Source organism: Streptosporangium sp. NPDC000396, assembly GCF_042898655.1.
Taxonomy (GTDB): domain Bacteria; phylum Actinomycetota; class Actinomycetes; order Streptosporangiales; family Streptosporangiaceae; genus Streptosporangium.
The window spans coordinates 53,329-75,789 of record NZ_JBIAZA010000014.1 but is presented as its reverse complement, the minus strand read 5'-3'; the positions used below and the strand labels follow the sequence as shown (position 1 = coordinate 75,789).

Here is a 22,461-nt window from a genome sequence, read left to right as displayed (position 1 = left end):
CCCTGATACGGAAGGTCATCACCGCGATCAAGGCCACCAGGCAGGCAGCATCCACCAGATAAGGCCCGGCCCCCGGGCAGCCACACCCCCTGCGGCTCACAACGCTCACCGCTGATTCTCGGCTGAACAGTCCCGGGACCCGGGTCGGCAGGGTCCACATCGGTGCTGAGGGTGACCACGTCCTCGTCGAGCACGTCTTGGATCATCAGGGTGCTGAGGTGGACCACGGCGGCCTGCAGCACTCGCAGGCACAGTACGGACAGCTCCTGCCCGTCGCGGCGGTTGGCCGGGATGTCGCCGCCCTTGTGGAAGGAACGGAAGGGTCAGTCCCACCAGAACGACCAGGCGTTCCTCCCCATGATCTGCTCGGCGTAGTCGATCAGCGTCCCGGCGCTGTAGATGACGCTGTCGGGACAGAACGTCCAGTGCTCGGCGGCGACGTGCAGGGCGTGCTCCTGGGTGACCGGGGGCGCGGCCACACTCAGGTCCAGGGTGTTGAACCCCATGCCGACCAGCCGCGCCCCGAATCTGTCTTCCCAGCTTCGCACCACGGCCGCGAGCGGGACCATCCACTCGTTGTGGTTCAGCGCGCCCTGCCACCCCATGACGGCCAGCGCGTCCGCCCCGCGCTCCGCCGCGACCAGCCCGAGAGGGGTTCTGCGCTCGGCCACCATCCCGGCGTACCAGTCGGCGACCACGCCGGGATCGGCGGCGAGCTTTCCCGCCGCAGCCGGTCCCGGGCACTGCGGGCCGAACGGCTCCAGCAGCGTCAGCTGGTCGACGTGGGCCTTCTCGATCCAGTCCGACCACACCTCGGCCATGAACGCGGCGACGTGGTAGTTGTCGATCTCGGTCACCGCGTCCGGGGCGATCTGCCCGGTCGACCACGGCTGGACGGAGTCTTCGAGCAGCACCGGCCACAGGCCCGAGCGCTCGTGCTCGGCCCGCAGCCCGGCCCACAGCTCGCCGGGCACCGCCACATCGCTGAGCCAGAACGCCGGACGGTTGTCAATTATGAACCGCGCGTAACCAGGATCGGGCCACACCACATCCCCAGGGGGCAACTGGGTCGAAAGCGTCCGTCCTTCACCGCCGTCGACGAACAACTGACCCAGCACTGGCGGAAGTTGCCCACGCTCGCAATCGCCCATCTCTACCGATCCGATCCTGACCACGGTCCAATTTTGGCCTGTCAGGCGCCGCGAGCGACAGTTACCTCCCCCAGTACCTCTCCCGGCGGGCAAAAATCAGTGGCACACCGCCGGATGCGCGGCTCCGAAACGCGCCACCCCGGCTTACTCCCCCTGCCCCTTTCCGGTGTGCTTGGTCTGTTCCTGGTGGAGGGTCAGGTGATCGAGGAGGACCTGGCTGATGTCGCCCAGCTGCCGGAGCTGCTCTGGGGTGAGCGGGTCGATCAGGTGCTCACGCAGGCTGGCCACGTGCTGGGGAGCTGCGGTCTGCAGGGCCGCCAGGCCGTCGTCGGTCAGGACGGTGAGCCAGCCTCGCCGGTCATCTGCGTAGTGCTCCCTTCGCACCCACCCCTTCTGCTCAAGCTTGTTGATCGCGTGGGAGATGCGGCTCGGCTTTGAGTTGGTCCAGTGCGCCAGTTCGCTCATGCGCATCGTCCGCTCGGGCGCCTCTGAGAGCAGGACGAGGAGCTCGTAGTAGGTGGGCGGCATGTCGGCCGCAGCCTGCAGGTCGCGCTCCAGGCGGTCGGTCAGCAGGCGGGTGGCCAACCCGAAGGCCCGCCAAGCTCGCTGTTCGTCGTTGTTGAGCCATCGTGTCACGAAGTCATCGTACTCAAAAGTTGCGCACTGAAATAAGTCAATGTACTGTCCTGCTCAATCTTCCAGCACTGAACTAATGAAATCGGAGCGAGGCAGGCATGTACCCCAGCGAATCCACCGGCGCCTACACCATCGACCCCGCACACAGCCGCTTCGGTTTCGTGGCCCGCCACGCGATGGTCACCAAGGTCCGCGGCAGCATCCCCGTCAAGGAGGCGACCGCCTTCCTGGACGCCGGCAACCCCGCCGCCTCCAGCGTCCACGTGGTCCTCGACGTGGCCGGGATCCAGACCGGCAACCACCACCGTGACGCCCACCTGCGCACAGGCGACTTTCTGGACGCCGCCGACCACCCCTCCGTCACCTTCGACTCCACCGGCATCAAGCACGTCGGCGGCGACAGCTTCGAGGTCACCGGCCGGCTGACCATCCGCGGCGTGACCAGGGAGATCACCATTCCCCTCGACTACACCGGAACCGCAGTCGACGCCCAGGGCCTGACCCGGGTCGGTTTCGAAGGCAGCACCGTGATCAACCGCAAGGACTTCGGCATCACCTACAACGCCGTTCTGGAGACCGGCGGCGTGATGATCTCCGAAAAGATCACGCTTGAGTTCGACCTGTCCGCCGTCAAGACCGCCTGATCATGTCCCCGAAAGCGACATCGTCATGCGCGCCTTCACGACCCCCGCCCTCGCCGGTGCCCTCGCCCTGACCTTGGCCACCGCCACCACCCCCGCCGCGGCTTCACCCCACCCATGGGCGGCAGCCTGGGGCACCGCCGCTCAATCAGCCACTCCCAGCACCTCCTGGTACGGCCCCAACTGGTCTCAGGAGGGCTTCGCCCGCCAAACCCTCCGCCAGGTGATCCGCGTCAGCACCGGCGGAACCTCCGTGCGCATCAAGCTTTCCAACGTGTACGGCACCGCCCCGTTGGCCGTCGACGGAGCCGCCATCGCCCAAGCCGTCGACCTCAACACCCTGTGACGCCCCAGAGCCCGACCAGCGGGAAGCCGGTCGGATCCCTCCTGAGCCCGGCCTCGCGGCCGGCGGCACGAGCCCCGGCGCGACACGAGGCGGACCGCCTCCGCCTCACCGCGCGGATTCAGCGGAGGCGGGCGGAGAGCCGAGGAGGTCGACCTCGACACCGAGTCCACGGCGCTCGGCTTCCCGGTAGGCGAGCCAGGCCAGGGCGAGGTCCTGCCACGGCAGCCCTACGGGAGAGTAGACGGTGCACTGGCCGGGGTCGGTACGGCCGGGGTGCTCACCGCGCAGGATCTCGCCGAGGGTGGCGTGGGCCGCCTCCCCCGGCAGTCCGGCCGCGGCGAGCACGCCCATGGCCGCCGCGAGCGGCCGGTCGTCGACGGCGATCAGGGCGGTCTCCAGCACGTCGTCGGCGAGTTCCCGCTTGCCCGGCTCATCGACGCCCAGGCTGGTGAGGTGCTGGCCGGGCCGGGTGTCGGCGAGGTGGAGCAGCGGGGTGCGCGACCATGTGGCGAGCAGGACGATGTCGGCGCGGGCGGCGACCTCGGCGGCCGAGCCGACGCTGTGACCGCCGTGACGGTCGGCGAAGGAGGCCGCGCGCGCTGGATCGATGTCGTGCACGACCAGCCCGCCCACGTGGCGAAGCCGTCGCAGGCCGAGGACCATCAACTCGGCCTGGGCACCCGCGCCGATGACGCCGAGGACGGCCCCTTCACGGTCGTCTCCTTCCCCGAGATCGGCGGAGGCGAGGACGTGGGTGCCGAGCGCCGCGGCCAGGCCGGTTCGCCAGGCGGTGATGGTCGCCGAGTCCAGCAGCGCGAGCAACTCGCCGTCCTGGCCGCCGTGCAGGCAGATGATCCCGCGCAGAGCGGGCCGAGCCCCGGGAAACTTGGCGTTGACCTTCACCGTGTAGGCGTCGATCCCGGGCAGCAGCCCGGGGATCAGCGCGGTGGCAGTGCCGGGGAACGGCAGATCGGTGCGGATACGCTGCCCCGGGACGGTCACGGCGTCGCTCCGGATGAAGCCGTCGCGCAGAGCCTCGACGCAGGCGTCCGGGTCCAGCAGGGTCATCAGGTCACGGTGTCCGAGGATTCGGGTCATGCGGACGATGCTCCCAGCTCAATACGGATCAGCCCAATCTAGATCAGAAGCCAGGAGCGGCGGCTGCCGGGCCTCGCCGTACTCGCCGCCGAAGTGGCACTGCTGGCGCTCGTGGCCATGACGGAGGGGCCGGTGCCGGCCTGGCACCGACGCCAGGCCGCTATGCCGCTCGACTCTCCGTATGGCACCCTGCGGGAAGAAATCGCTCGGACCGCCGGGTCCGGGACGCGGGAACCTCTGCGGTGCGGGAGCTGAGGACATCGATGCTCGCTGAAGAGTTCGGTTACCGAGTGCTGCCGGGCGCGGCCCTCGACACCCCCGGCGTGGAGGAGATCTTACGGAGCCGGGAGCGGCGCCTGCGTCCGGGCCTCGCCATACTCGCCGCCGAAGTGGCACTGCTGGCGCTCGTGGCCATGACGGAGGGGCCGGTGTCGCCCGCCGTGGTGATCCTCGTGATCCTCCTCGTGTCGACCGCCGCACCGGTCCTGCTGTGGCGCCGGGCCCGGCGCAGGGAGAGAGCGGTCATGTCCATGTACGGCTGGCAGGTGTGGCCCTGCGCCACCGAGACCGTACGGGTGGTCGCCGCCGAGGGACGGCGTGACAGAGGCCGGAACTGGGCGGGGCAGAGCCGGGTCGTGTTGCTGCGGCCGGACGGCCAGGCTCAATGCTCGTTCCCCCCGCCGGAGGAAGGCGCGCGCCCGGTCAAGGAGGTCCGGACGCCACCGGAGAAAGGCACGCGGCCGGCCAAAGAGATCCGGACATCACCGGAGAAGGACACTCGGCCGGTCAAGGAGGTCTGGTTCGCCGGTGACACCCGGTTCGGCGGGATGCTCGCGGCTCCCGGCGGGCTTCCCTTCCGCTACGTCGTCCGCGCCAAGCCGGGCCGGGCCCGGGGGACCGCCCAGGAGAACCGCGTCGCCCGGGCCTCCGGCCTGATGCCCCGTTCCTGGCGTCCCCGCGACTGAGATCCCTCGGCTGATGCCCCGTTCCTGGCGTCCCCGCAGCTGAGGTCCCTCGGCTGATGCCCCGTTCCTGGCGTTCCCGCAGTTGAGGCCCCGTTTCTGGCGTTCCCGCAGTTGAGGCCCCGCGGCCCGCCCTGCCGTCAGAGCGTGCCGCGGCGAGCCGGACGGACACTCACGGTCTTCAGCGGGCCGGCGACCCGGCCAACCCGGTGAGCGTTTCGATCACGGCCTCAGGAAGTTCCGGCCGCGACCTCAGGAGGTGGCCGTGGCGAGGACCTGCTCCAGGCCGGACGACGGGTCGGAGTAGATCTGTTCGATCTGCTCCCGCCCGAGCTCCTTGCCGTTGAGCTTCATGGTGGGCGTGGCCGTCACCTTCTGGTCCTTGGCGTACTTGGTCGCCTTCTCGATGTCCCCGGCCTTCTGCATGCCCGTCACGCACTTTTCGAAGTCGGCACTGTAGAAGCCGAGATCCCGGGCCCAGTTGAGAAGCTCCTTGTTCTCGAACCCGTTCTGACCCTCGGTCGGCTGGTGGGCGAACAGCGTCTTGGCGTACGAGGCCCACTTGTCGGCGGGAGCGCAGAACGCCGCGTTCGCTCCGCGACGGGACACCGACGGGATGGGCTCGGCGAAGTCAGGGGCGGTGAAGAGCTGGAACGGCCGGTAGATCACTCTCGCCTTGCCGTCGGCGGCCGCCTTCTTCACCGCGTCGCCCACTTTGTCTTCGAGCTGCTTGCAGGCCGGGCACTGGAAGTCCTCGAAGACCTCCAGGGTGGGGCCGGCGACGCCCTCCTTCGCCATGAGGATCGACCCGTCGGCCTGGCGGGTGGCGGGGGCCACCGGACCCGTGTACGCGACCGCCTTCTGGCCGCTCTTACTTGCATTGTTCTGGATGGTGACGACCGCGACTACCGCCACCGAGGCCGCGACAAGCCCGCCGAGCACGCCGAACAGCAGCTTGCGCTGCTTCTCGCGAGCTTTCTGCTTTTGGCGCTCCTCAGCGAGCCGCTCCCGGTTGGACCGCTGCTGGACGCTCTTACTCATTCACTCTCCTAAGAGGAAATCCCACGCCGTGACTCGACTGGCCGACGGTCAGGAGGGCACCTGGGCGATTCGGCGGTACTCGTCGAACAGGACGAGACCGAAGAGCAGGACGGTTATCACGTGCACGGCAGTACACCAAAGACAGATCTTGCCCAGGACGGCCAGCTCCGCGGTGACCAGGTAGACGACGAACAGCACTCCCCCGATCGCGCTGCCGAGCCGTCCCCACCTGAAGACCGGGTTCTGTGAGCGCCACGCCCACGGGGTGACCAGGGCCCCGAACCCGACGAAGAACGCCAGCCCCAGCAGCGGGAGCGGGATTCCGAACAACGTGGAGAACTCGCTCGACGTCACCGCGGCGCAGTCGACGTTCGCGTTCTCCGCGCAGACGAGCGCCACATCGTGGTTGTAGTGGGCGATGGTGAGATAGACCGACACCGCCAGTCCTGTGATGACCAGGAGAGCCAAGGTGACGAAGAACCATCGTGGGCGATACGGAATCGGCGCTTGTTCGACTCGCGAGCCGACATCTTGGAGCACGGGCGGTCCTTCCTCGTCAGCAGCCTCCACGCATGGGACCCTCACTCGTCGCCGACTCGTATCCAAGCCCCGGAAAACGCTAGGGCACCGCGCATATGAGGGGGATAAGCAAACCGGTGGAGAACGGGATACCTCAGGACGGGGCAGACTCGACTTCCCGAATCACCCGGTCGCCGCCGTCGTGCCCAGCCGGCGAACCACCACGCCAAGAATCCGCTCTACAGGGATGAATCCCATTGCCCGAGAATCATAGCTAACTTCGCTATTGCCCCCTAAAAGCACCACCTTGCCCGGGGGCACCCTGTCATGGGGAACGTCGGCCAGGCCCGGAACCCTGTCGCGCGGCACCGGATCGCCGGGCGCCATCAGGGTCACATGGCCGCCCTGTTCGACGACGCGGCCGTCGGAAAGCACGACGATGAGGTCGGCGTCCCGGATGGCGCCCAGCCGATGGGAGATCAGCAGGCTGGCACGTCCCTTGCGATACCTGTCCAGCGCGGTGTGGATCTCGTGCTCGGCCTGCGCGTCCAGTCCTGACGAAGGCTCATCGAGGATCATGAAGTCACGCTGGCCGCGCAGGAAGGCACGAGCCAGCGCGAGCCGCTGCCACTGCCCCCCGGAGAGCACCACTCCCGTCTCGGGGTTCTCCTTGTCGGCCTCCATGAAGGCGGATGTCCACGCCGTCCCAGAGGATCGCGCCGCGGGTCGGATCGTAGAACCGGCACAGGAGCTTCACCAGCGTGGACTTCCCCGCCTGACCGCGACGCCGGCCGTCCCGGACCGCTCGCCGGAGAACCCTGACGTACATTTCTGATCGCTCCGGCTGACGCGGCCCGCCGGACCCCCGATGCTCCCCGACCTGTACGGCTGAGGCCAAGAGGCGCTCGGGCCGTACGGCGTTGCGGACTCCCCTGCCCCGGCAAGGAGATTTCTACTCGATCGGGTGATGTGGCACGGTTTCAGGCTCGTCGAGCATGGTGGGGAGGCGGGCCGTGGCCGGGAGGGGGCAATGACATGAACCAGCAGCGGCCAGAACTTCCGCGTGACGAGTGGCGCGAGTTCTTCGACGAGATGACGCGCGAGTACGAAGGCGCCGACGTGACGATCGAAATGGTGAACAAGGAGTTCGGGGACCTGGTGCAGGCCGAGAAGATACCGCTGGCCTATCTGGAGTACGACCCGAGAAACGACCAGTTCTCCGTCGGAGTGGGAGGTCGTGACGGGCGCTACCCGGTGGTGCTGCGCCACGCCGTCGACCGCCCGCAGAGGATCCTGGCCGACACCATGCAGCACGGCGCGGTGCGGGCGTTCGACATCTTCGACCCTGAGGGGGGCCAGACGATCGTGATCGTCTACCCGGCTTCGCTTTCCGGGGAGAGATCCGCCTGAGCCGTCGTGCCCTCGTGTGACCGAGCACTTCAGTTGGCGGGTTCCGTCAAGTGCGGCGCTCGGCATTCGGCCCGGTCACCGCGCGCACGGCGGCCGGTCACCCGGCGGTGGCCAGGCGGCGCCGAAGCTCCTCATCCGAGACGTCTTCCACGTGGGTGAGGAATACCCATATGTGACCCGAAGGGTCCTTGAGGATGACGGTGCGGTCACCGTGGAACATGTCCTTCGGCGGTTGGAGGATCTCGGCGCCGGCAGCCTCTGCTATGGCCCTGACTCGCCGGCCGGAAGGCACAGCTCGCCAACGTGAGCGCTCATCCGCCAACCGATGCGCTCAGTCACACCTCGCCAGAGCCGCTCGGGCCAGGTGGCGAGGGCACGGTTGAGGCGTCCTCCTCCCGAACGTGACCTCAGCCGCCATGGAGCAGCGAGGTCCTGTTCTCGGATGTAGTACTCGCGGAAAATCGGGCGGATATAGCTCTGCCCTGGCACTGGAGGCTGCGGCGTTGTGGGCGTTACCGGCGTCGCGTCGCCGGGTCCCGGTTGTCGTGCCAACGGGCCAGTGCCCGCCTCGTCACCGCCTACGAGGGCGGGGCTAGGTTGTGCCAGCGCTTCTCCCGCCTCGCCGTCACCGGCGCGCCCCGAAGGTCGCAGGGCGCGCCGGTCGTTGCCGTATGGCCTGTGGTCAGCCGCGGTGGACGCAGTAGAGCTTGCCGTCGAAGGCAGCCAGGGCGGGCGGGGCGGAGGTGCTGCCGGGAGGGTGCTTGGGTGAATAGCTCCAGCGGTCGCCGTCGAACTGGAAAGAGTTGAGCACCCCGTTGGCGTCCCGGTAGATGCAGTGGAGCTTGCCGCCGTACGCGACGAGGGCGGGCGCGGAGGGGCTTGCAGCGCCGCCGCCGAGCTGGGTATAGCTGCTCCATTGGCTGCCGTCGAAGCTGTTCCAGTACAGGCCCTGGTCGGTGAGGCCGCGAACCATGCAGTACAGCTTGCCGTTGTAGGAGGCCAGCGCCGGCGCGCCGGGGGTACGCCCTGGGATCTGGACGTCCCCGCTCCAACCGCTTCCGCTCAGGACGGTGGAGCGTATCACGGTGCTGACGGTGGGCTCGGTCACCTCCGCCTTGATGTTGATCTGGTGGTGGCCGCCGCCGCCGTTGAAGTCCCAGAAGTCGTAGCCACCGGGGCGCTGGCTCAGGGCTTTCAGCGCCGAGCGGGTGAGGCCGATGGAGCGCTCCTTGACGAGGTCGTCTTCGTTGGTGATCAGGCTCAACAGCCAGTCAAAAAGCCTCGCGATGAGCCCGACCAGGGAGAACCAGGCGCTGCTGCCCTCGTACTCGCCGGTGTTGTCTTCCAGGTCCTCGGAGGCCTTGAAGCAGTAGGCGGAGATGTCCCGAAGGCCCTTACGCAGATTGCTGTACCAGCCGCTGCCGCTGTGGTCGGCTTCCCAGCAGGCGATGTTGCAGGTGAGCCACTTGTCCACAATGCCGTTGAACAGGTACGAACCCGCGGCGAAGTACCGGTGGCTGCCCTTGACGATTGAGCCGAACTCCGGCGACTCATACTCCTTCGCGGACCCGGCGTCGCTGCCGGCCGAGGAGGTCCAGTAGATCTCGTCCTTGCCCGCCTCACCGGACCTGCGTTTGCACCAGAAGTCGCGAAAGGACAGCTTGACGTAGAGCGCGTCCGCCCCGTCGATTCCGCGTGGTGCCTGCTCCTGTGGGCCGACGACGACGGTGATTCCGCCGCCGTGGGTCGCCAGCGCTTGCATGAACTCTTCGGTGTCCAGCGGCGCATCGGGCGCGAGTTCGTCCAGGCGGACCAGGCTGGCGTTGGGCTGTGCGGCGATCTCGGCGCCGATCCGGGGGAAGTCCGCGACCAGTTCCTCGACGGAGAAGCCTTCGGTCAGCGGCCGGCCGGTGATGGTGTCCGGGAATAGTTCCCGCGCCGTTGTGGGGAGGTCTCCTCCTGGTAGACCCGGCCGAACTCGGCGATCTCCTCCTCGGCCAGTACCGTGCCCATCGCCTCGACCAGGAGCTGTTCCAGTTCGGTCAGTTCCAGCCCCTTGGCGTTGCGGGCGGCGGCGTGCAGACTCGCGCCGATCAGCGTGTTGCCGCCGTGGCTCAGTCGCATGCGCAGGTCCCTCTTGGTGCCGGACCGCGCCCCTGACAACTGGGCCCGCAAGCGTGACAACCGTTCCTCGGTGGTCACGGGTGATTCGGACATGGTGATCCTCTCCCCAGCACAGACATTGTGTGAGCATTTCGTCGCTCTTAGTAACGATATCGGGCGTCGCGAGACGGACTTTGCGCTTGCCGGCGCCGCCCCGTCCCCCCACATGGCTGCAACAGCGCCCGGGGCTCCCACCGCTCGGCAACGAGCTTTTGATCTTCATTTTGCTACTGAATGCGCCTGCTAAATGTGCCCGTTGCGCTCCGTATTGTTTCCGTTTGTCGCAATGAAGTGAGATCATCGGTCAGCCCCAGGGGGTCGCTGCCAAGGCGCTGAGGCGCTCCTCGCATACTCGCCGCACTGAGCAGCGCGTGTGACCACCTCCGAAGTACCCGGAACAGCTCCTCCCGGCCGATCTCAGGGAACCTCTACAGGGCCTCCAGCTCCTGGTCCGCGAACACCCGCGTCGCCAACCGGCCACCTCCTGCCAGAGCCCGAAGATCCCCTGCTCACGAGCCTGTCGGGCTATATCCGCCCGATTTTCCGCGAGCACTACGGGGACCCCGCCGACCTGACACTCCCGTGCGCGGCGCGGATTCAGGATCACCTCGCCGAGGACATCCCGCAGCGACTAACGACCAGTTCAGTTACTGAGAGTTACTTTGAGGGCTCATCGCACGGACCCGAGCGGAGGGCCTTTCCGGCCAAATCCACCCCCCGCTGTTGCAACAACAGGGGGCACGTAGGTCAGAAGGAATATGCGCTGAGCTCACCTTTAAGGCAACTGAAAGATCCTTTCTTAACGTAGCCCGCATGAGATTCAGCCCATTCCTGGCGGCCATCGCCGCCGCCCTGCTCCTCGCCCCCTCCCCTGCCATGGCCACGGCCAAGGCAGGGGCCCCTGCCGCCACCGAGGAGTCCGACCGCGAGATCGTCTTAGCTCAACTCGACTACACGACCGGGCTGTCGGTGACCTTCACCGACAGCGTCCCGTCCGACGAGGTCGGGATGGTCCAGACCGGAATGATCGGTCGCGCCCCCCTCATCGCCCGTGACGACGAGGACACCCTCCTGGAGACCTATCTGGAGATCACCCCGCCCGACGTCGCGGTCCCCCGGCGTCTCGTCGAGGCCCACGGCGCCGACCTGCCCGCCGAGCTGCAGCGGCGCAGGATCACCAGCGAGCCGGTCACGGCGGGCGGCCTGACCGCCCCGGCGAGCGCGGTCCGCTCCGGCACGTCGACCTGCACCTGGTCGCCCTTCGGCTGGACGCTCTGGCACGACGACGGGGTGCCAGGCCTGCCGGCCAAGTCGTACAGCACGTTCGACTTCGGCGGCTTCAAGCAGAGCATCGCCGAGAGCTACGTCGCCAACTGCACCCCGCAGAGCTCGTCGAGCAACCTCTGGGCCCGGCACCGGATCTACTACAGGAACATCCTCGGCAACTTCGTGAAGCACTTCGAGGGCCTGGTGCCGCCGGGGCACCACCAGGCCGTGGTGAAGTCGGGCGCGATCAAGCGGCACCGCACGGTCTCCTACGACGACGCCTGGAACGCCGACCCGTCCTGCGGCGGCGGCACCTGCGTCTACGCCCGTGAGGGCCGTTTCCGCAGCTAGAAGCTCGGCGGCCGCTTCTCGCGCAGCTGGGCGCGCTGGTGGCGGCCGCCGCGCACGGTCAGATGAGCGGCCCCTGGCCGACGTTCATCATCGGCGTGGGCGCCGAGGCCGTCATCCGCGCCTGTCCCGACCGAAACCTGCAACCGCAGCGAGAAACCATCACCTGGGGTCACCCGCGACGATCACTCCATTTTGGGGCCGGGGCCACGCTCGGGAGGAGGACGCCCGGTAGAGGGGAGCGATCCTGGCGGGTTTCGGGCGGTAGCATCCTGCAAGTCGATCAGGTCGGTGAGCAGGGTGGGCAGCAGTTGCTGCGGGTACGGTGGCCGCCACACCCACCCTGATGCTCGCCACCGATGTCGCCACCATCGCTGGGGTGTCGCACCACAGCCTGCTCTCCGGCAACCGGGGCGCGCTGCACCCAGCGCTGCCCCGATTCCTCAGCGCACGTCAGGAGACCCGATGAGCACCCCGCGACAACGCCTCTACCTGCTGCTGCTCGCCATTGGCATCATCGTCCCCTATCGCCACGCCATCGGCTGGCTCAGAGAGCACGGGCTCGACCTGCCGCGTTTCGTCGACGACATGCTCGCCAACGACATCGCCGCGTTCTTCGCCTGGGACGTCGTCATCGCGGTGGTGATACTGCTCGCCGCGGCCGTCACCGACCGCGCCCTGCACGTCCGCGATCGCGTGTGGGTCGTCATCGGTTCGCTCGCCGGCGCCTCGGTCGGGCTCCCGCTCTACCTGTGGCTGCGGGAGCGCCGACGGCGACCGGCGGAAGGCGCGGCCCTAGCCGGTGGCGTGCGGCTCTCGCGCTGAGCTGCACGATAGTCATTGGATGCCGATGGTCACGGGGTCCCGGTAGTCCTGAAGAAACTTTGGTCGGATACGCCCCTGGCTTGCGATGATGCGGGGATTCCTGGTAGCCCAAAAGCCGCAACGCATGATCGTTAAGTGACACGAACGTTCGTTCGCGATACAGGTGAAGGTCACTCCGTGGAAGGCGGCGTGGCTGGTGAAGGTCGCCCCATCGAACTTGGTGTAGTCCGTGAAGGTCGCTTCGCGGAACATGGCGTCACGGACGCGGCAGCCGTTCAGGTTCAGATTGATCAGGGTGGCGCCGGTGAGATCGAGCTGGATGCCGGGCCAGTGGCGGGCGTTGAGATCGGCATCGCGTGGCTGCCACCAGCGGCGGGCGGGCGGCTGGTAGCGCAGATGGTCGGCCAGGATGCGCTGGGCGGTCAGACGCACCTCCTGTTCCTCGTGCGGGTCGCGGCCGCGACCCGCGTCCGGGCGGGAGGCGCCGGCGCGGGCAGCCCGCTGGGCGGCGCGGATCCTCGTGTGGCGGTCCTGCTCGGACGGCGGGGTGAACGGCATGCGCAGGTAGGCGCAGATCACGTTCACGATGGTCTGGCGCAGCGCCGAGGTGTCCTGGGCGAGGCGTTCCAGAGCCTACAGGCCGCCGAGACGGACCGGGGCCTGGTCGTTGCCGAGTTGCTCGACCGCCTTGGTGTACAGCTCGATGACCCGGCGCTCGGCCGCGTCGTGCGTGGTGTGCGCGGTGGCCAGCTCCTGGTGCCGCTGGCGGCGTACGGCCAGCAGCAACGTCACCGCAGCACCGACGCCTGCACCGGCCGCCAGCGCGGTCCGAACGGCCTCGATCCGAGCCGAGACCTGCCCGGCGACGGGCACCGTGTCCAGACCTTGCAGCAGCCAGGCGCTGGTGCCCCAGACCGCCGCACCGACCAGCAACGCCGCAGGAAGAGCCCACCACCACATCGAACGCGGTGGCCGCAGCTCGGGCGGACGCACAGACGGCCGAGGAGAGCCCCGGAGAAAGCCCATGCACCCGATTCCACCCCGCATAGCACCCGCTTCGGGGTCAGTTGCTCAACTCGTGATGCGACGCTCTCTGACCTGCGGCACCACCTCTACTTTGCGGCTCATCGCACCGACCCGAGTAGGCGCCCTCCTCCCGAACGCGGCCCCGGCCCCAAGTGAGCTGATCAGTGCAGGTCACCGAGGTTCCAAGAAGACCGTGTTCTCAGAAGCGGAGACGCTACCGACTTTCGAGAACACACGTGATTCCGGCTTGAAACCCCAGCTCAGTACCTCCGAGAACAGGACCTCACTGCTCCATGGCGGCTGAGGTCACGTTCAGGAGGAGGACGCCGTTGAAGCGCGCCTCAACGGGTCAGTCGAGTGGGCGCTTGTCTTTCAGCGTGTAGCCGCCCTTCGTCACCGGCGCGTCGGGAGCCGGGGCCATGCACCTGGTCAGGGGCGGCTCTCCCTTCAGCGTCGCCCCGGACAGCCCGATCCGGCTGGGACCGGCGCCCTTGCCCGCGACGTAGAAGCTCACCCCCATACGGACACGGCGCTTCACCAGGTCCTCCCACGGACCACCGGGAGTGGTGCGGACGAGTATCCCGGTCACGGTGGCGGTGGGGCCGCCGGTGGTCAGGCAGTCGACTTCGAGTTCTCCCCAGTTCTCCTGATGAGGCTTCCCCGGCTCGTCGACCCCGTGGTAGATGCGGAACGTGCCCCAGGACCGGGTGGGAATGCTGGGGCTCTCCTGGGTGAACTCGCTGTGCGCGTCGACCGTGATCTGGACATCGTTGCCGGGGGCGGGGAAGTACATCCGCGCCCACCCCTTGATGCTGGAGGTGGTCGTGGCGGTCGGGGTGCTCTCGGCCGGTGCCGTGGTCACGGCAGGGGCAGCGGGCTCTACGGCCGGGGCAGCGGGCGCGGCGACCGCGACCGAGGCGCCGGTCACGGTCGTCGTGGCCGCCAGCGCGAGGACGGCGATGATTCGAGGAGCCGCCTGAATCATGGTGGTTCTCCGATTTGGGAGTGGCGTGAACTGACACCACGACTGTCGTGGACGGCCGGATCTCCCACCTCCCCCTCCCAGGGGAGTCTCCTGACCCGTGGTACGCACGGGCGCCACGTCCGCACGATGTGGCAGCGCCCACCCGATCACCCGGTTTCAACAGCCGCCATCGGCTATGGCGGGCATCGCTTGCCCGGCTCGTTCCGAAGGTCCCAGCTCCACCGGCACATGATCATCCACCGCCGGGCGGCGAGTGAGCACGCGGCGTCGCCGGCGGTCAGCCGCGCCGGTGCCGCGGCAGCAGCAAGCTGACCGCCGCGATGGCCAGGCCGAGCCCGGCCGCCATGAGGAAGACCAGGTCGTAGCCGGCGGCGAGGGCATCGGACGGGGAACTCCCGCTGGCTTCCGACGCGGCTCTGGTGCCGGCGGCCGTCGCGAGCACCGCCAGGCCGATCGACCCGCCGACCTGACTGGCGGTGTTGGCCAGGCCGCCGATGATCCCCGCGTCGCCCTCGGGACCGTCGGCGGTCGCCGCGGCCATGAGGGTGGAGAACGTCAGCCCGATGCCGACCGCGATGAGCAACGTAGGCCCGAGCACGCTGGTGACGTAGCCGCTGTCGGCGTGGGCCAGGGAGAGCCAGCCGAAACCGGCCAGGAAACAGGCGCTGCCGGCAAGCACCAGGGGGCGCACACCGGTTCTCGGCAGCAGGACGGCGGCCCATCGCGCGACCACCATGAACATCACCGCCGCGGGTGTCTGCCCGAGCCCGGCTTGAAGCGCGCTGAAGCCGAGTACGTTCTGCAGGAAGAGTGACGTGAAGTACCACATCGCGATGGCAATTCCGCCGAACAGCAGCAGCATGCCGTTGCCGACGGCCACCCCCCGGATCTTGAACAGTCGCAGGGGCACCATCGGCCGGGTGGCGAAACGCGCCTCCACCGCAGTGAAGACGACGAGCAGGAGCAGGCCCGCCACGGCCGGCCCGACGACCAGCACGGACGACCAGCCGTGATCGGCGCTCTGCATGACCCCGTAGATCAGTGCAGCCAGCCCCGCCGTCCCCGTGACCGCGCCAGTAAGATCGAGCGATTCCCGCCGGCCGGTTCGCGTGCCGGCCAGCGACATCATGGCCACGACGATCAGCACCGCGCCGATCGGCACATTGATGAGGAAGACCCACCGCCACGACAGGCCAGTGGTGATGGCACCGCCCGCGACCGCGCCGACCGTCCCGCCCACGCCGCCCGCGGCAGACCATGCGCCGAACGCCTTGGCACGCGCGTTCGGCTCGGTGAAGGAGGTGTTGATCACGGCCAGCGTCGCCGGGGCCATCATGGCGGCTCCGATGCCCTGCGCGAGGCGGGCCGCCACCAGGATCTCCGGAGCGGTCGCCAGGCCGCCGACCAGACTCGAGGCGGAGAACAAGAACAACCCGGTGACCAGCATCCGGCGCGGGCCGAACAGGTCAGCGGCGCGGCCACCCAGCAGCATGAAGCCGGCGAAGGTAAGCAGGTAGCCGTTCACCACCCAGGCCAGGCCAGTGGGTGTGAAGCCGAGGTCTTCGCGGACCGAGGGCAGGGCGACGTTAACGATGGACGCGTCCAGAATGACCATGAACTGGCAGGCACCCGCCAGTGACAGGACCAACCAGGCGGGGCCGGCGTGCGGCCTGGCCCGCTGAGTTATGGTGCTGGTGCTTGTCATGACTTCCTCCTCGCTGACTCGCCGCTCACGCGGTCCGGGAGGTTGTCCCGGCCATGGTTTCGCGGGCGTTCCCATTGCCCGCGGCGGCATCGGTGACGCGGCTGCCTTCCAGCAGCCGGATCGTGATCTGGGCCAACCGCCGTCCCTGGTACCTGGCCGCTTCCAGCGCCGCGGCGTCTGAGCCGTCTCCGGTCGGGCCGGTCACAGACGACGTGCCGTAGGGGTTGCCGCCGGCGGCGTACACGACCGGATCGGTGAATCCGGGCGGGACGATCAGTGCCCCCCAGTGGTAGAAGACATTGCCCAGCGACAAGATCGTTGCCTCGCTGCCGCCGTGCCGGTTGAACGCCGAGGTGAAGGCCGTCACCGGTTTGTCGGCCAGTCCGCCTTCGTGCCACAGCCCGCCGGCCTGGTCGATGAACTGCTTGAGCTGCGCGGCAGGCGCACCGAACCGCGTCGGCGTCCCGAACGCAAATGCATCGGCCCACGCCAGGTCCTCAACCGAGGCCTGGGCGATCGAACTGGCGGCATCGGCGTGCCGCCGCCACTGCGGGTTCTGGTCAATCGCGCTGTCGGGCGCCAGCTCGGCGACCCGCCGCAGCCGCACTTCGGCCCCGGCCGAGGCGGCGCCCTCGGCGACGGCCTGCGCGAGTGCGTGCACAGTGCCTGTCGCGCTGTAGTAGATGACGGCGACCTTCACGGTCATGTCCGGCTCCTCGATGTCATGTAGGATTAGTTATGCGAATAAATATTATGCGCATAACTAATCTGTCAAGGAGAGCCCATGGACTTCGAGCACGCCGACGCTCTCAACCAGGCCATCCGCCTGTTGAGCCTGCGCCACCGGGCCAGGGCCGCGGCGCTGCTGGCCCCGCTCGGCCTGCACCCCGGACAGGAGGCGCTCCTGCTTGAGCTCGCCCGGACCGGCCCGAGAATCCAGACCCAGCTCAGCGAAGCGCTCGGCTGCGAGCCGCCCAGCGTCACGCTCATGACCCGCAAGCTCGAAGCCAGCGGCCACATCCGCCGCAAACCCGTCCCCTCCGACAAGCGCGCCAGCATCGTCGAACTCACCGACAGCGGCAAAGCTCTAGCCGACCAGGTCAAGCACCTTTGGTGCGCCCTGGCGGAGGAGACCGTGGCCGGCCTGCCTGCCGAAACGGTGGCAGAACTACCCGGCATCCTCAGAACCTTGACCGGCAACGTGGATACCAGGCGCCCCCGCCGCCCACACGGCGCCGGCACGGCCTAGCGCGCCGGGCGCTCACCCAGCGTCGGCCGGGGCCATCCGCTCGCCCGGCACCTCAACGACTTCCTCGCCAGATCGCGCCGAAAGTGGCCAAAGTCCCTACATAGGTGAGTCTCTGGCCTCTGTCATGCGGGGTTCACGGTGAGCACCCTGGAGTCAGATGCTGACATCAAGGGGTCACAGGATGTGCAACTACTGCGGTTGCCGGGAGTTTCCGCTGATCGGGCGGCTCACCGAGGAGCACGGCGCGATCGAGGAGACCGCCGGGGCACTACGCCGGGCGATCAACGAGGGCCGGTACGGCGATGCCGTACTCCTGCTCGACGAGTTGGTCGCCCAGCTGGTCCCGCACACCGTCACCGAGGAGAACGGGCTCTTCGCCGAGCTGCGCGCCGAGGGGTCGCTGGCCGAAGCGGTGGACCTGCTCTGCGCCGAGCACGACGACATCCATGGAGTGCTCAGCGGAATCGACCGCGCGGGGCCGGACTGGACCGCCGTGCTGGAGGCGCTGCACAAGCTGCGCCGGCACATCGACAGCGAGGAGCACGGCCTGTTCCCCGCAGCGGTCATCATGCTGCCGATACCGGCCTGGGACCGCATCACCGCAGAACAATCCGCGGCCAGCGGATAGCGGGACAGGACAAAGGTCCCAGAAGCCGCGTGCCCAAGGTCCCGCACCCGGATGCGTCACGCGGTCTGACAGCTACCCCCCATGGCGGTCCGGGCCTTCCTCCCCGGACGCCCCGGCGCCGGACGGCCTCCTCTCAGCCGTCCGGCGCCGACCACCGCTCACGAACGACCATTCATAGACCGCAAAACCAAAGGTCACGGCCATACAGGAGGACTTTCATGACCGAGCGGACGAAAGGGAACGCAAACGACGTCGTCCTGGAGACGATCCGCGCCCACCATGACCGGCTCGGCCGGACGATGTCCGACCACGCCGTGACCATCGGCCGTTCGATCGACCGGCTGGCGTCACCCTCCGCCCGGCAGGCGGTGCTGGTCGCCTTCTGCACCGGGGAGGTACTCCCGCACGCGGTCGCCGAGGAGGAGACGCTGTATCGCGTCGCGGCGGATCTGCCCGAGACACGGCTGCTCGTGCGCGCCATGAGCGCCGAGCACGTCGTCCTGCGCGACCTCGTCGGCGAACTTGAGAGGGCGAGCACGCCGGGAGAGGCCGTCAGCACCGCCGCGGCGCTGAACGCTCTGTTCCAGTCGCACCTGAGCAAGGAGAACGACGTCCTGCTGCCCGCTCTGGCCGACGCCGGTGTCGATCTCGGTGCCCTGCTCGACGGGATGCACGAGATCCTCGGGGAACCCGCCCCCGAGCAAAGCTGCGGGTGTGGCGGCTGCGGGTGCGGCGCTCAGGACCTGGTGACGGAGGGCACCGCCGGCAGCGCGTTCGGCGGCGCGAAGGCCGCCGCCGGGGAATTCCTCGTCGGAGAACTCGACGTACGCCGCCTGGTCCCCGCCCGGCGCCACGAGGAGATCTTCGCCACCTTCCGGGAGCTGCCGACGGGCATGGCGTTCGTCCTCGTCAACGACCACGATCCCCGGCCGCTCTACTACCAGTTCGCCGCCGAGCACCCCGGCGAGTTCACCTGGGACTACACCGAGTCGGGCCCGGCCGTGTGGCGGGTTCGCGTCGGCCGCCCCTGATCGGCGCGGAACCGTACCCGGAGGTCACCCCACATACGCCCAAAATCCACATTGGGGTGATCTTGAAGGGTCGAGTGGCGGGGTTGATGAAGCTGTACCGCGCTGGACATGACCGACGTGCTGCGCCTGCGCCCCAACGCCTTCGACCCCGACCTACCCCAGATCGACTTCACCGCCTTGACCGAGGCCGCCTAATTGTATGAGGCCAGTACGTTGTCGCCGATTCAGTTGGAGCTGTGCGAGCACCCGGCTGACCGTGCGCCGGCTCACTGGGACGTCCTGCTGGCTGAGTTCGAAGGCGATCCGTGCCGCCGACTACTTGTGGCTGCGGCGCATAGTTTCGATCTGTACGACAACGTCGCCTGGGGTCGCGGTGGGTTGCCGGTGCGGCGTCGAGGGCCGGTCGACTAACCCGAGGTCGCCGAACTGCCGGTATCGATTCACCCATTTCGACGCCGTGGCTCGCGAAATGCCCATTTCGGCGGTCACGTGGGAAATCGGTCGGCTCCGGCACCGCTCCACCAGTCGCCGCCTGCCTTCGACCGACAGCGGCGAGTTGCGGTGCGTCATCCTGCGGTTGAGCAGAGCCTTGAGCGCGCTGCGTTGCATGGTGCCGGTTAGGGTCTGAGCACGATTTTGCCGTGGGTGTGTCGGCGTTCGAGTTCGGTGTAGGCCTGGCGGACCTGCGTCAGCGGGTAAACGTTGGCGATCGGGACTTCGAGGTGTCCGTCGGCGATCAGGGCGGCCAGTTCGGCAAGTACCTCGGCGCCAGGTCTGGCGTTGGTTCCGGGTTCGGTCTTGACTCCGTACCTCGCGGCTGCCGCGAAGTCGGCGATCGTGTCGATCCGTTCGACCGCGACGCCGAGAGCCAGGGCCAGTTCGACGTACCCGCCGCCGTAGGTGTCGATGAAGGCATCGATGCCGCTCGGTGCGGCGGCCTTGATCCGGTCGGCGACGCCGTCACCGTATGCGACCGGAATCACACCGTGTGTTTGCAGCCATTCATGGTTGTGCTCGCTCGCCAGGCCGATGACCGTGGCTCCGGCACGGCGCGCGAGCTGAACGGCGAGCGAGCCGACTCCTCCGGCTGCTGCGGAGATGACGACGGTCTCCCCGCTGTCGAGTTGTATGGAATGCACTGCCCCCCACGCAGTCACTCCGGCGACGTACAGGCCGCCCGCTACCTCCCATGAGATGCTGTCCGGCTTGGGTGTGAGGTTGTCGACGTCGACCAGGACCAGCTCGGCCTGTGCTGCCCGCCGCTCGGAGAACCCAATCACCTCGTCGCCGACCACGAATCGGTCGACTCCGGCGCCGACCTCGGCGACAACTCCGGCGAGGTCGCTGCCCTGCCCGGATGGAAAGGTCGAGGGAAAGATGTCGGCCATCGCGCCGGTGCGTATGGCCGCCTCACCGGGGTTGATGCCTGCGGCCTTGACCCGCACGAGGACCTGCCCGTACTCGGGCACTGGCCGGTCGACCTCGGCGACCCGCAACACCTCGATTCCACCGAACTCGTCGTATCTGACTGCCTTTGTCATTGTCTTGCTTCTCCTGTGGCGCGCGATGCGCGGCTGACGTCGAGAACGGGAATGGTTCGTGCCGGTGTGGCTGTTACCAGGGCACCGTTCCGGCGTCGTCGAAGAATCCGCCGGTCGGTCCGTCGTCGGGCAGGGTTGCGAGGTGAATCGCGATGGCCGCGCCCTGTTGTGGTGTGCGGACGCCTTGGAAGCCGTTGAGGTCGGTGGCGGTGAAGCCGGGGCAGCCGGAGTTGATCAGGATGTTGGTGTCGCTCAGTTCCTTGACGTATTGGATGGTGAGGGCGTTGAGGAAGGTCTTCGAGGCCAAGTAGGCGGCGGGAACCGGGCCCATGTCGATGCCCGGTGTGGTTTGCAGGGCGAGCGAGCCGACGCTGCTGGACATGTTGACGATCCGCGGTGATGCCGAGTCGCGCAGCATCGGCAGCATCGCGTTGGTGACCCGGATGACGCCGATCACGTTGGTTTCCACGACAGCTCGCACGGTCGCGGGCTCGACCGTGGTCGGTGTCTGTGGCATACCGCCGGTGATCGCGGCATTGTTGACCAGGACGTCGAGCCCTCCGGCATGGCCGGCGATCAGCTCGGCCGCGGCGGCGACACTTTCGTCGTCGGTGACGTCGAGCGGCACGCCGAACGCGTCGGTCCCGGCCGCGCGCAGCTTCTCCACCGCGGTGTCGCGGCGTTGTTGATCCCTCGCGCCCACACCGATTCGCCAGCCAAGCGCGCCCAGGCCAGCGGCGATCTCGTATCCGATTCCCTTGTTCGCGCCGGTCACCAGCGCGATCGTCCGTTCACTCATACCGTCGATCATGTTGCGGACTCGGGTGGGGCGTCCAAGACCGGTCGGGTGGGCGGCGATACCGCACGGGTATTGGTCGTGGTCAGCGCCGGATACGATGAGCGGGTGGAGACGCGGGAGTTGCGATACTTCGTCGCCGTCGCCGAGGAGTTGCACTTCGGGCGGGCGGCACAACGGCTCGCGATGGCGCAACCACCACTGTCGCGGGCGATCCAGCAGCTGGAACGGCGGCTCGGAGTCGTTCTGCTGCACCGCACCGCTCGCGCCATCGCCTTAACCGAGGCCGGGTCGGTGCTGCTGCGGGAGGCGCGGACCGCGCTCGACGCGGTCGAAGCCGCCGAGCGGCGCACCCGCCGCGCCGCGGGCGACCAGCCCGGTGTGGTGCTGGCCGCCAAGGCCGGAGCGTCCAGGGAACTGTTGTCGAAGCTTCTGGACGCCTACGCCGCTGAACCGGGCGCCGTGGCCGTCGAGGTGATGCTGTGCGGGCCGGGCGAGCCGGAAAGTCTGCTGCGCACCGGGCGTGCCGACGTTGCTCTGCTCCACCGACCTTACGACACGACAGCCGGATTCGACACCGAGGATCTGCACACCGAACAGCAGGTCGTGGTCCTGCCCAAGGGTCATCCCCTCGCCAACCGGGCGCATCTGTCGTTAGTCGAGGTCAACGCCCAGACGGATCTTCCCCTGCCGCGCTGGCCTGGACGGGATGGCGGCCATCCGGACGGCCCCGGCCCGCAGGTGCGCGACCATACCCAACTGTTCCAACTGATCGCGCTCGGACTGGCCTGCGCCGTCGTACCCGAGTCGCTCCGAGACCAGCTACGCGACGACCACGCCATCGTGCCGGTGCCGGACGCACCGGCCGTCACGACCGTCATTGCCTGGCCGCCACACAGCAGATCCAAAGCCGTCGCCGACCTCGTCCGCATCGCGACACGCCTCTAGCCGATACCCGCTGCAGCACCGCTGTTCGCAGGCCGCACGACTGTACCGAGCATCACCAATGTTTCGGGATACATCCGGATTCGGGATACATCCGGAAATGCCGCGTGGAGTTCGCGGGTTAACGGTGAGGGCCCGCGAATACGCGG

The 22,461-nt window shown here is 68.2% G+C and carries 28 protein-coding genes and 1 pseudogene; 11 read left to right on the top strand and 18 right to left on the bottom strand.

The window, feature by feature from the left end; genetic code table 11:
- Positions 1-323: 323 nt before the first annotated feature.
- Together ACFY2X_RS23185 and ACFY2X_RS23180 are read right to left on the bottom strand one after the other, a co-directional pair.
- Positions 324-1,118 (bottom strand): DUF4253 domain-containing protein, encoded by a 795-nt coding sequence (locus ACFY2X_RS23185; RefSeq protein ID WP_389940912.1) that lies wholly within the window; start codon positions 1,116-1,118, stop codon positions 324-326.
- Positions 1,119-1,295: 177 nt separating this feature from the next.
- Positions 1,296-1,787: a MarR family winged helix-turn-helix transcriptional regulator gene (locus ACFY2X_RS23180; RefSeq protein WP_389940910.1), complete on the bottom strand. Its 492-nt coding sequence runs from the start codon at positions 1,785-1,787 to the stop codon at positions 1,296-1,298.
- A gap of 98 nt (positions 1,788-1,885) precedes the next feature.
- On the opposite strand from ACFY2X_RS23180, the gene ACFY2X_RS23175 reads away from it, so the two are divergent.
- Positions 1,886-2,431, top strand: a complete 546-nt coding sequence (locus tag ACFY2X_RS23175) for a YceI family protein (RefSeq protein ID WP_389940908.1) — start codon at positions 1,886-1,888, stop codon at positions 2,429-2,431.
- Between the two features lie 25 nt (positions 2,432-2,456).
- Positions 2,457-2,774, top strand: coding sequence for a hypothetical protein (locus tag ACFY2X_RS23170; protein ID WP_389940906.1), 318 nt, complete (start codon positions 2,457-2,459; stop codon positions 2,772-2,774).
- Positions 2,775-2,879: 105 nt separating this feature from the next.
- Here the strand turns inward: ACFY2X_RS23170 and ACFY2X_RS23165 are convergent, their stop codons facing one another.
- Positions 2,880-3,872 carry an ornithine cyclodeaminase family protein gene (locus ACFY2X_RS23165; protein ID WP_389940904.1) on the bottom strand — a complete coding sequence of 331 codons (993 nt, stop codon included), beginning with the start codon at positions 3,870-3,872 and terminating at the stop codon, positions 2,880-2,882.
- A gap of 263 nt (positions 3,873-4,135) precedes the next feature.
- Here ACFY2X_RS23165 and ACFY2X_RS23160 point away from each other — a divergent pair, with 263 nt between their 5' ends.
- Positions 4,136-4,837, top strand: a complete 702-nt coding sequence (locus tag ACFY2X_RS23160; RefSeq protein ID WP_389940903.1) for a hypothetical protein — start codon at positions 4,136-4,138, stop codon at positions 4,835-4,837.
- 249 nt (positions 4,838-5,086) lie between these two features.
- Here the strand turns inward: ACFY2X_RS23160 and ACFY2X_RS23155 are convergent, their stop codons facing one another.
- From ACFY2X_RS23155 to ACFY2X_RS23140, 4 genes are all read right to left on the bottom strand, one after another.
- The gene (locus ACFY2X_RS23155) at positions 5,087-5,875 is read right to left on the bottom strand and encodes a DsbA family protein (RefSeq protein WP_389940901.1); all 789 of its coding nucleotides are present in this window, start codon (positions 5,873-5,875) and stop codon (positions 5,087-5,089) included.
- Positions 5,876-5,923: 48 nt separating this feature from the next.
- On the bottom strand, positions 5,924-6,415 hold the full coding sequence (locus ACFY2X_RS23150; RefSeq protein ID WP_389940899.1) for a vitamin K epoxide reductase family protein: 492 nt from the start codon (positions 6,413-6,415) through the stop codon (positions 5,924-5,926).
- Between the two features lie 162 nt (positions 6,416-6,577).
- On the bottom strand, positions 6,578-7,078 hold the full coding sequence (locus tag ACFY2X_RS23145; protein WP_389940897.1) for a S26 family signal peptidase: 501 nt from the start codon (positions 7,076-7,078) through the stop codon (positions 6,578-6,580).
- Entirely contained in the window at positions 6,978-7,223 is a 246-nt protein-coding gene (locus tag ACFY2X_RS23140; protein ID WP_389940895.1) for an ATP-binding cassette domain-containing protein, read from the bottom strand. The genes ACFY2X_RS23145 and ACFY2X_RS23140 overlap by 101 nt, the downstream gene beginning before the upstream one ends.
- A gap of 206 nt (positions 7,224-7,429) precedes the next feature.
- Between ACFY2X_RS23140 and ACFY2X_RS23135 the strand changes: the two genes are divergently transcribed.
- The gene (locus ACFY2X_RS23135; RefSeq protein ID WP_389940893.1) at positions 7,430-7,804 is read left to right on the top strand and encodes a DUF5335 family protein; all 375 of its coding nucleotides are present in this window, start codon (positions 7,430-7,432) and stop codon (positions 7,802-7,804) included.
- Positions 7,805-7,901: 97 nt separating this feature from the next.
- Here ACFY2X_RS23135 and ACFY2X_RS23130 read toward each other — a convergent pair whose 3' ends face one another.
- The 3 genes from ACFY2X_RS23130 to ACFY2X_RS23120 form a co-directional block, all read right to left on the bottom strand.
- Positions 7,902-8,096, bottom strand: a complete 195-nt coding sequence (locus ACFY2X_RS23130; RefSeq protein ID WP_389940891.1) for a VOC family protein — start codon at positions 8,094-8,096, stop codon at positions 7,902-7,904.
- Between the two features lie 390 nt (positions 8,097-8,486).
- Entirely contained in the window at positions 8,487-9,566 is a 1,080-nt protein-coding gene (locus ACFY2X_RS23125) for a hypothetical protein (protein ID WP_389940889.1), read from the bottom strand.
- A 134-nt stretch (positions 9,567-9,700) separates the two neighbouring features.
- Complete coding sequence (locus tag ACFY2X_RS23120) at positions 9,701-10,021, bottom strand: hypothetical protein (RefSeq protein WP_389940887.1); 321 nt, start codon at positions 10,019-10,021, stop codon at positions 9,701-9,703.
- 759 nt (positions 10,022-10,780) lie between these two features.
- Here ACFY2X_RS23120 and ACFY2X_RS23115 point away from each other — a divergent pair.
- The 3 genes from ACFY2X_RS23115 to ACFY2X_RS23105 all read left to right on the top strand — a co-directional run bounded on the left by ACFY2X_RS23115 (position 10,781) and on the right by ACFY2X_RS23105 (position 12,406).
- On the top strand, positions 10,781-11,584 hold the full coding sequence (locus ACFY2X_RS23115; protein ID WP_389940885.1) for a hypothetical protein: 804 nt from the start codon (positions 10,781-10,783) through the stop codon (positions 11,582-11,584).
- Positions 11,585-11,927: 343 nt separating this feature from the next.
- Positions 11,928-12,050, top strand: a complete 123-nt coding sequence (locus ACFY2X_RS23110) for a hypothetical protein (RefSeq protein ID WP_389940883.1) — start codon at positions 11,928-11,930, stop codon at positions 12,048-12,050.
- The gene (locus tag ACFY2X_RS23105; protein WP_389940881.1) at positions 12,047-12,406 is read left to right on the top strand and encodes a DUF2834 domain-containing protein; all 360 of its coding nucleotides are present in this window, start codon (positions 12,047-12,049) and stop codon (positions 12,404-12,406) included. The genes ACFY2X_RS23110 and ACFY2X_RS23105 overlap by 4 nt, the downstream gene beginning before the upstream one ends.
- Before the next feature lie 12 nt (positions 12,407-12,418).
- Here ACFY2X_RS23105 and ACFY2X_RS23100 read toward each other — a convergent pair whose 3' ends face one another.
- The 5 genes from ACFY2X_RS23100 to wrbA form a co-directional block, all read right to left on the bottom strand.
- On the bottom strand, positions 12,419-12,985 hold the full coding sequence (locus ACFY2X_RS23100) for a pentapeptide repeat-containing protein (RefSeq protein ID WP_389940879.1): 567 nt from the start codon (positions 12,983-12,985) through the stop codon (positions 12,419-12,421).
- Positions 12,986-13,039: 54 nt separating this feature from the next.
- Entirely contained in the window at positions 13,040-13,339 is a 300-nt protein-coding gene (locus ACFY2X_RS23095) for a hypothetical protein (RefSeq protein WP_389940877.1), read from the bottom strand.
- Positions 13,340-13,781: 442 nt separating this feature from the next.
- Positions 13,782-14,417, bottom strand: a complete 636-nt coding sequence (locus ACFY2X_RS23090; RefSeq protein ID WP_389940875.1) for a hypothetical protein — start codon at positions 14,415-14,417, stop codon at positions 13,782-13,784.
- A gap of 277 nt (positions 14,418-14,694) precedes the next feature.
- Positions 14,695-16,122 (bottom strand): MFS transporter, encoded by a 1,428-nt coding sequence (locus ACFY2X_RS23085; protein WP_389940873.1) that lies wholly within the window; start codon positions 16,120-16,122, stop codon positions 14,695-14,697.
- 25 nt (positions 16,123-16,147) lie between these two features.
- Positions 16,148-16,828 carry an NAD(P)H:quinone oxidoreductase gene (wrbA, locus tag ACFY2X_RS23080; protein ID WP_389940871.1) on the bottom strand — a complete coding sequence of 227 codons (681 nt, stop codon included), beginning with the start codon at positions 16,826-16,828 and terminating at the stop codon, positions 16,148-16,150.
- 78 nt (positions 16,829-16,906) lie between these two features.
- Between wrbA and ACFY2X_RS23075 the strand changes: the two genes are divergently transcribed.
- The 3 genes from ACFY2X_RS23075 to ACFY2X_RS23065 all read left to right on the top strand — a co-directional run bounded on the left by ACFY2X_RS23075 (position 16,907) and on the right by ACFY2X_RS23065 (position 19,030).
- Positions 16,907-17,371, top strand: a complete 465-nt coding sequence (locus tag ACFY2X_RS23075) for a MarR family winged helix-turn-helix transcriptional regulator (protein ID WP_389940869.1) — start codon at positions 16,907-16,909, stop codon at positions 17,369-17,371.
- 181 nt (positions 17,372-17,552) lie between these two features.
- The gene (locus ACFY2X_RS23070) at positions 17,553-17,999 is read left to right on the top strand and encodes a hemerythrin domain-containing protein (RefSeq protein WP_389940867.1); all 447 of its coding nucleotides are present in this window, start codon (positions 17,553-17,555) and stop codon (positions 17,997-17,999) included.
- Positions 18,000-18,217: 218 nt separating this feature from the next.
- The gene (locus tag ACFY2X_RS23065; RefSeq protein WP_389940865.1) at positions 18,218-19,030 is read left to right on the top strand and encodes a DUF2249 domain-containing protein; all 813 of its coding nucleotides are present in this window, start codon (positions 18,218-18,220) and stop codon (positions 19,028-19,030) included.
- A gap of 213 nt (positions 19,031-19,243) precedes the next feature.
- On the opposite strand, the pseudogene ACFY2X_RS23060 reads toward ACFY2X_RS23065, so the two are convergent.
- The 3 genes and pseudogenes from ACFY2X_RS23060 to ACFY2X_RS23050 form a co-directional block, all read right to left on the bottom strand.
- Positions 19,244-19,600, bottom strand: a pseudogene (locus ACFY2X_RS23060) (helix-turn-helix domain-containing protein); the annotation flags it as partial.
- Positions 19,601-19,647: 47 nt separating this feature from the next.
- Positions 19,648-20,571 (bottom strand): NADP-dependent oxidoreductase, encoded by a 924-nt coding sequence (locus tag ACFY2X_RS23055; protein ID WP_389940863.1) that lies wholly within the window; start codon positions 20,569-20,571, stop codon positions 19,648-19,650.
- Between the two features lie 73 nt (positions 20,572-20,644).
- Positions 20,645-21,370 (bottom strand): SDR family oxidoreductase, encoded by a 726-nt coding sequence (locus ACFY2X_RS23050; protein ID WP_389940861.1) that lies wholly within the window; start codon positions 21,368-21,370, stop codon positions 20,645-20,647.
- 48 nt (positions 21,371-21,418) lie between these two features.
- Here ACFY2X_RS23050 and ACFY2X_RS23045 point away from each other — a divergent pair, with 48 nt between their 5' ends.
- On the top strand, positions 21,419-22,315 hold the full coding sequence (locus ACFY2X_RS23045; RefSeq protein ID WP_389940859.1) for a LysR family transcriptional regulator: 897 nt from the start codon (positions 21,419-21,421) through the stop codon (positions 22,313-22,315).
- Positions 22,316-22,461: the final 146 nt, after the last annotated feature.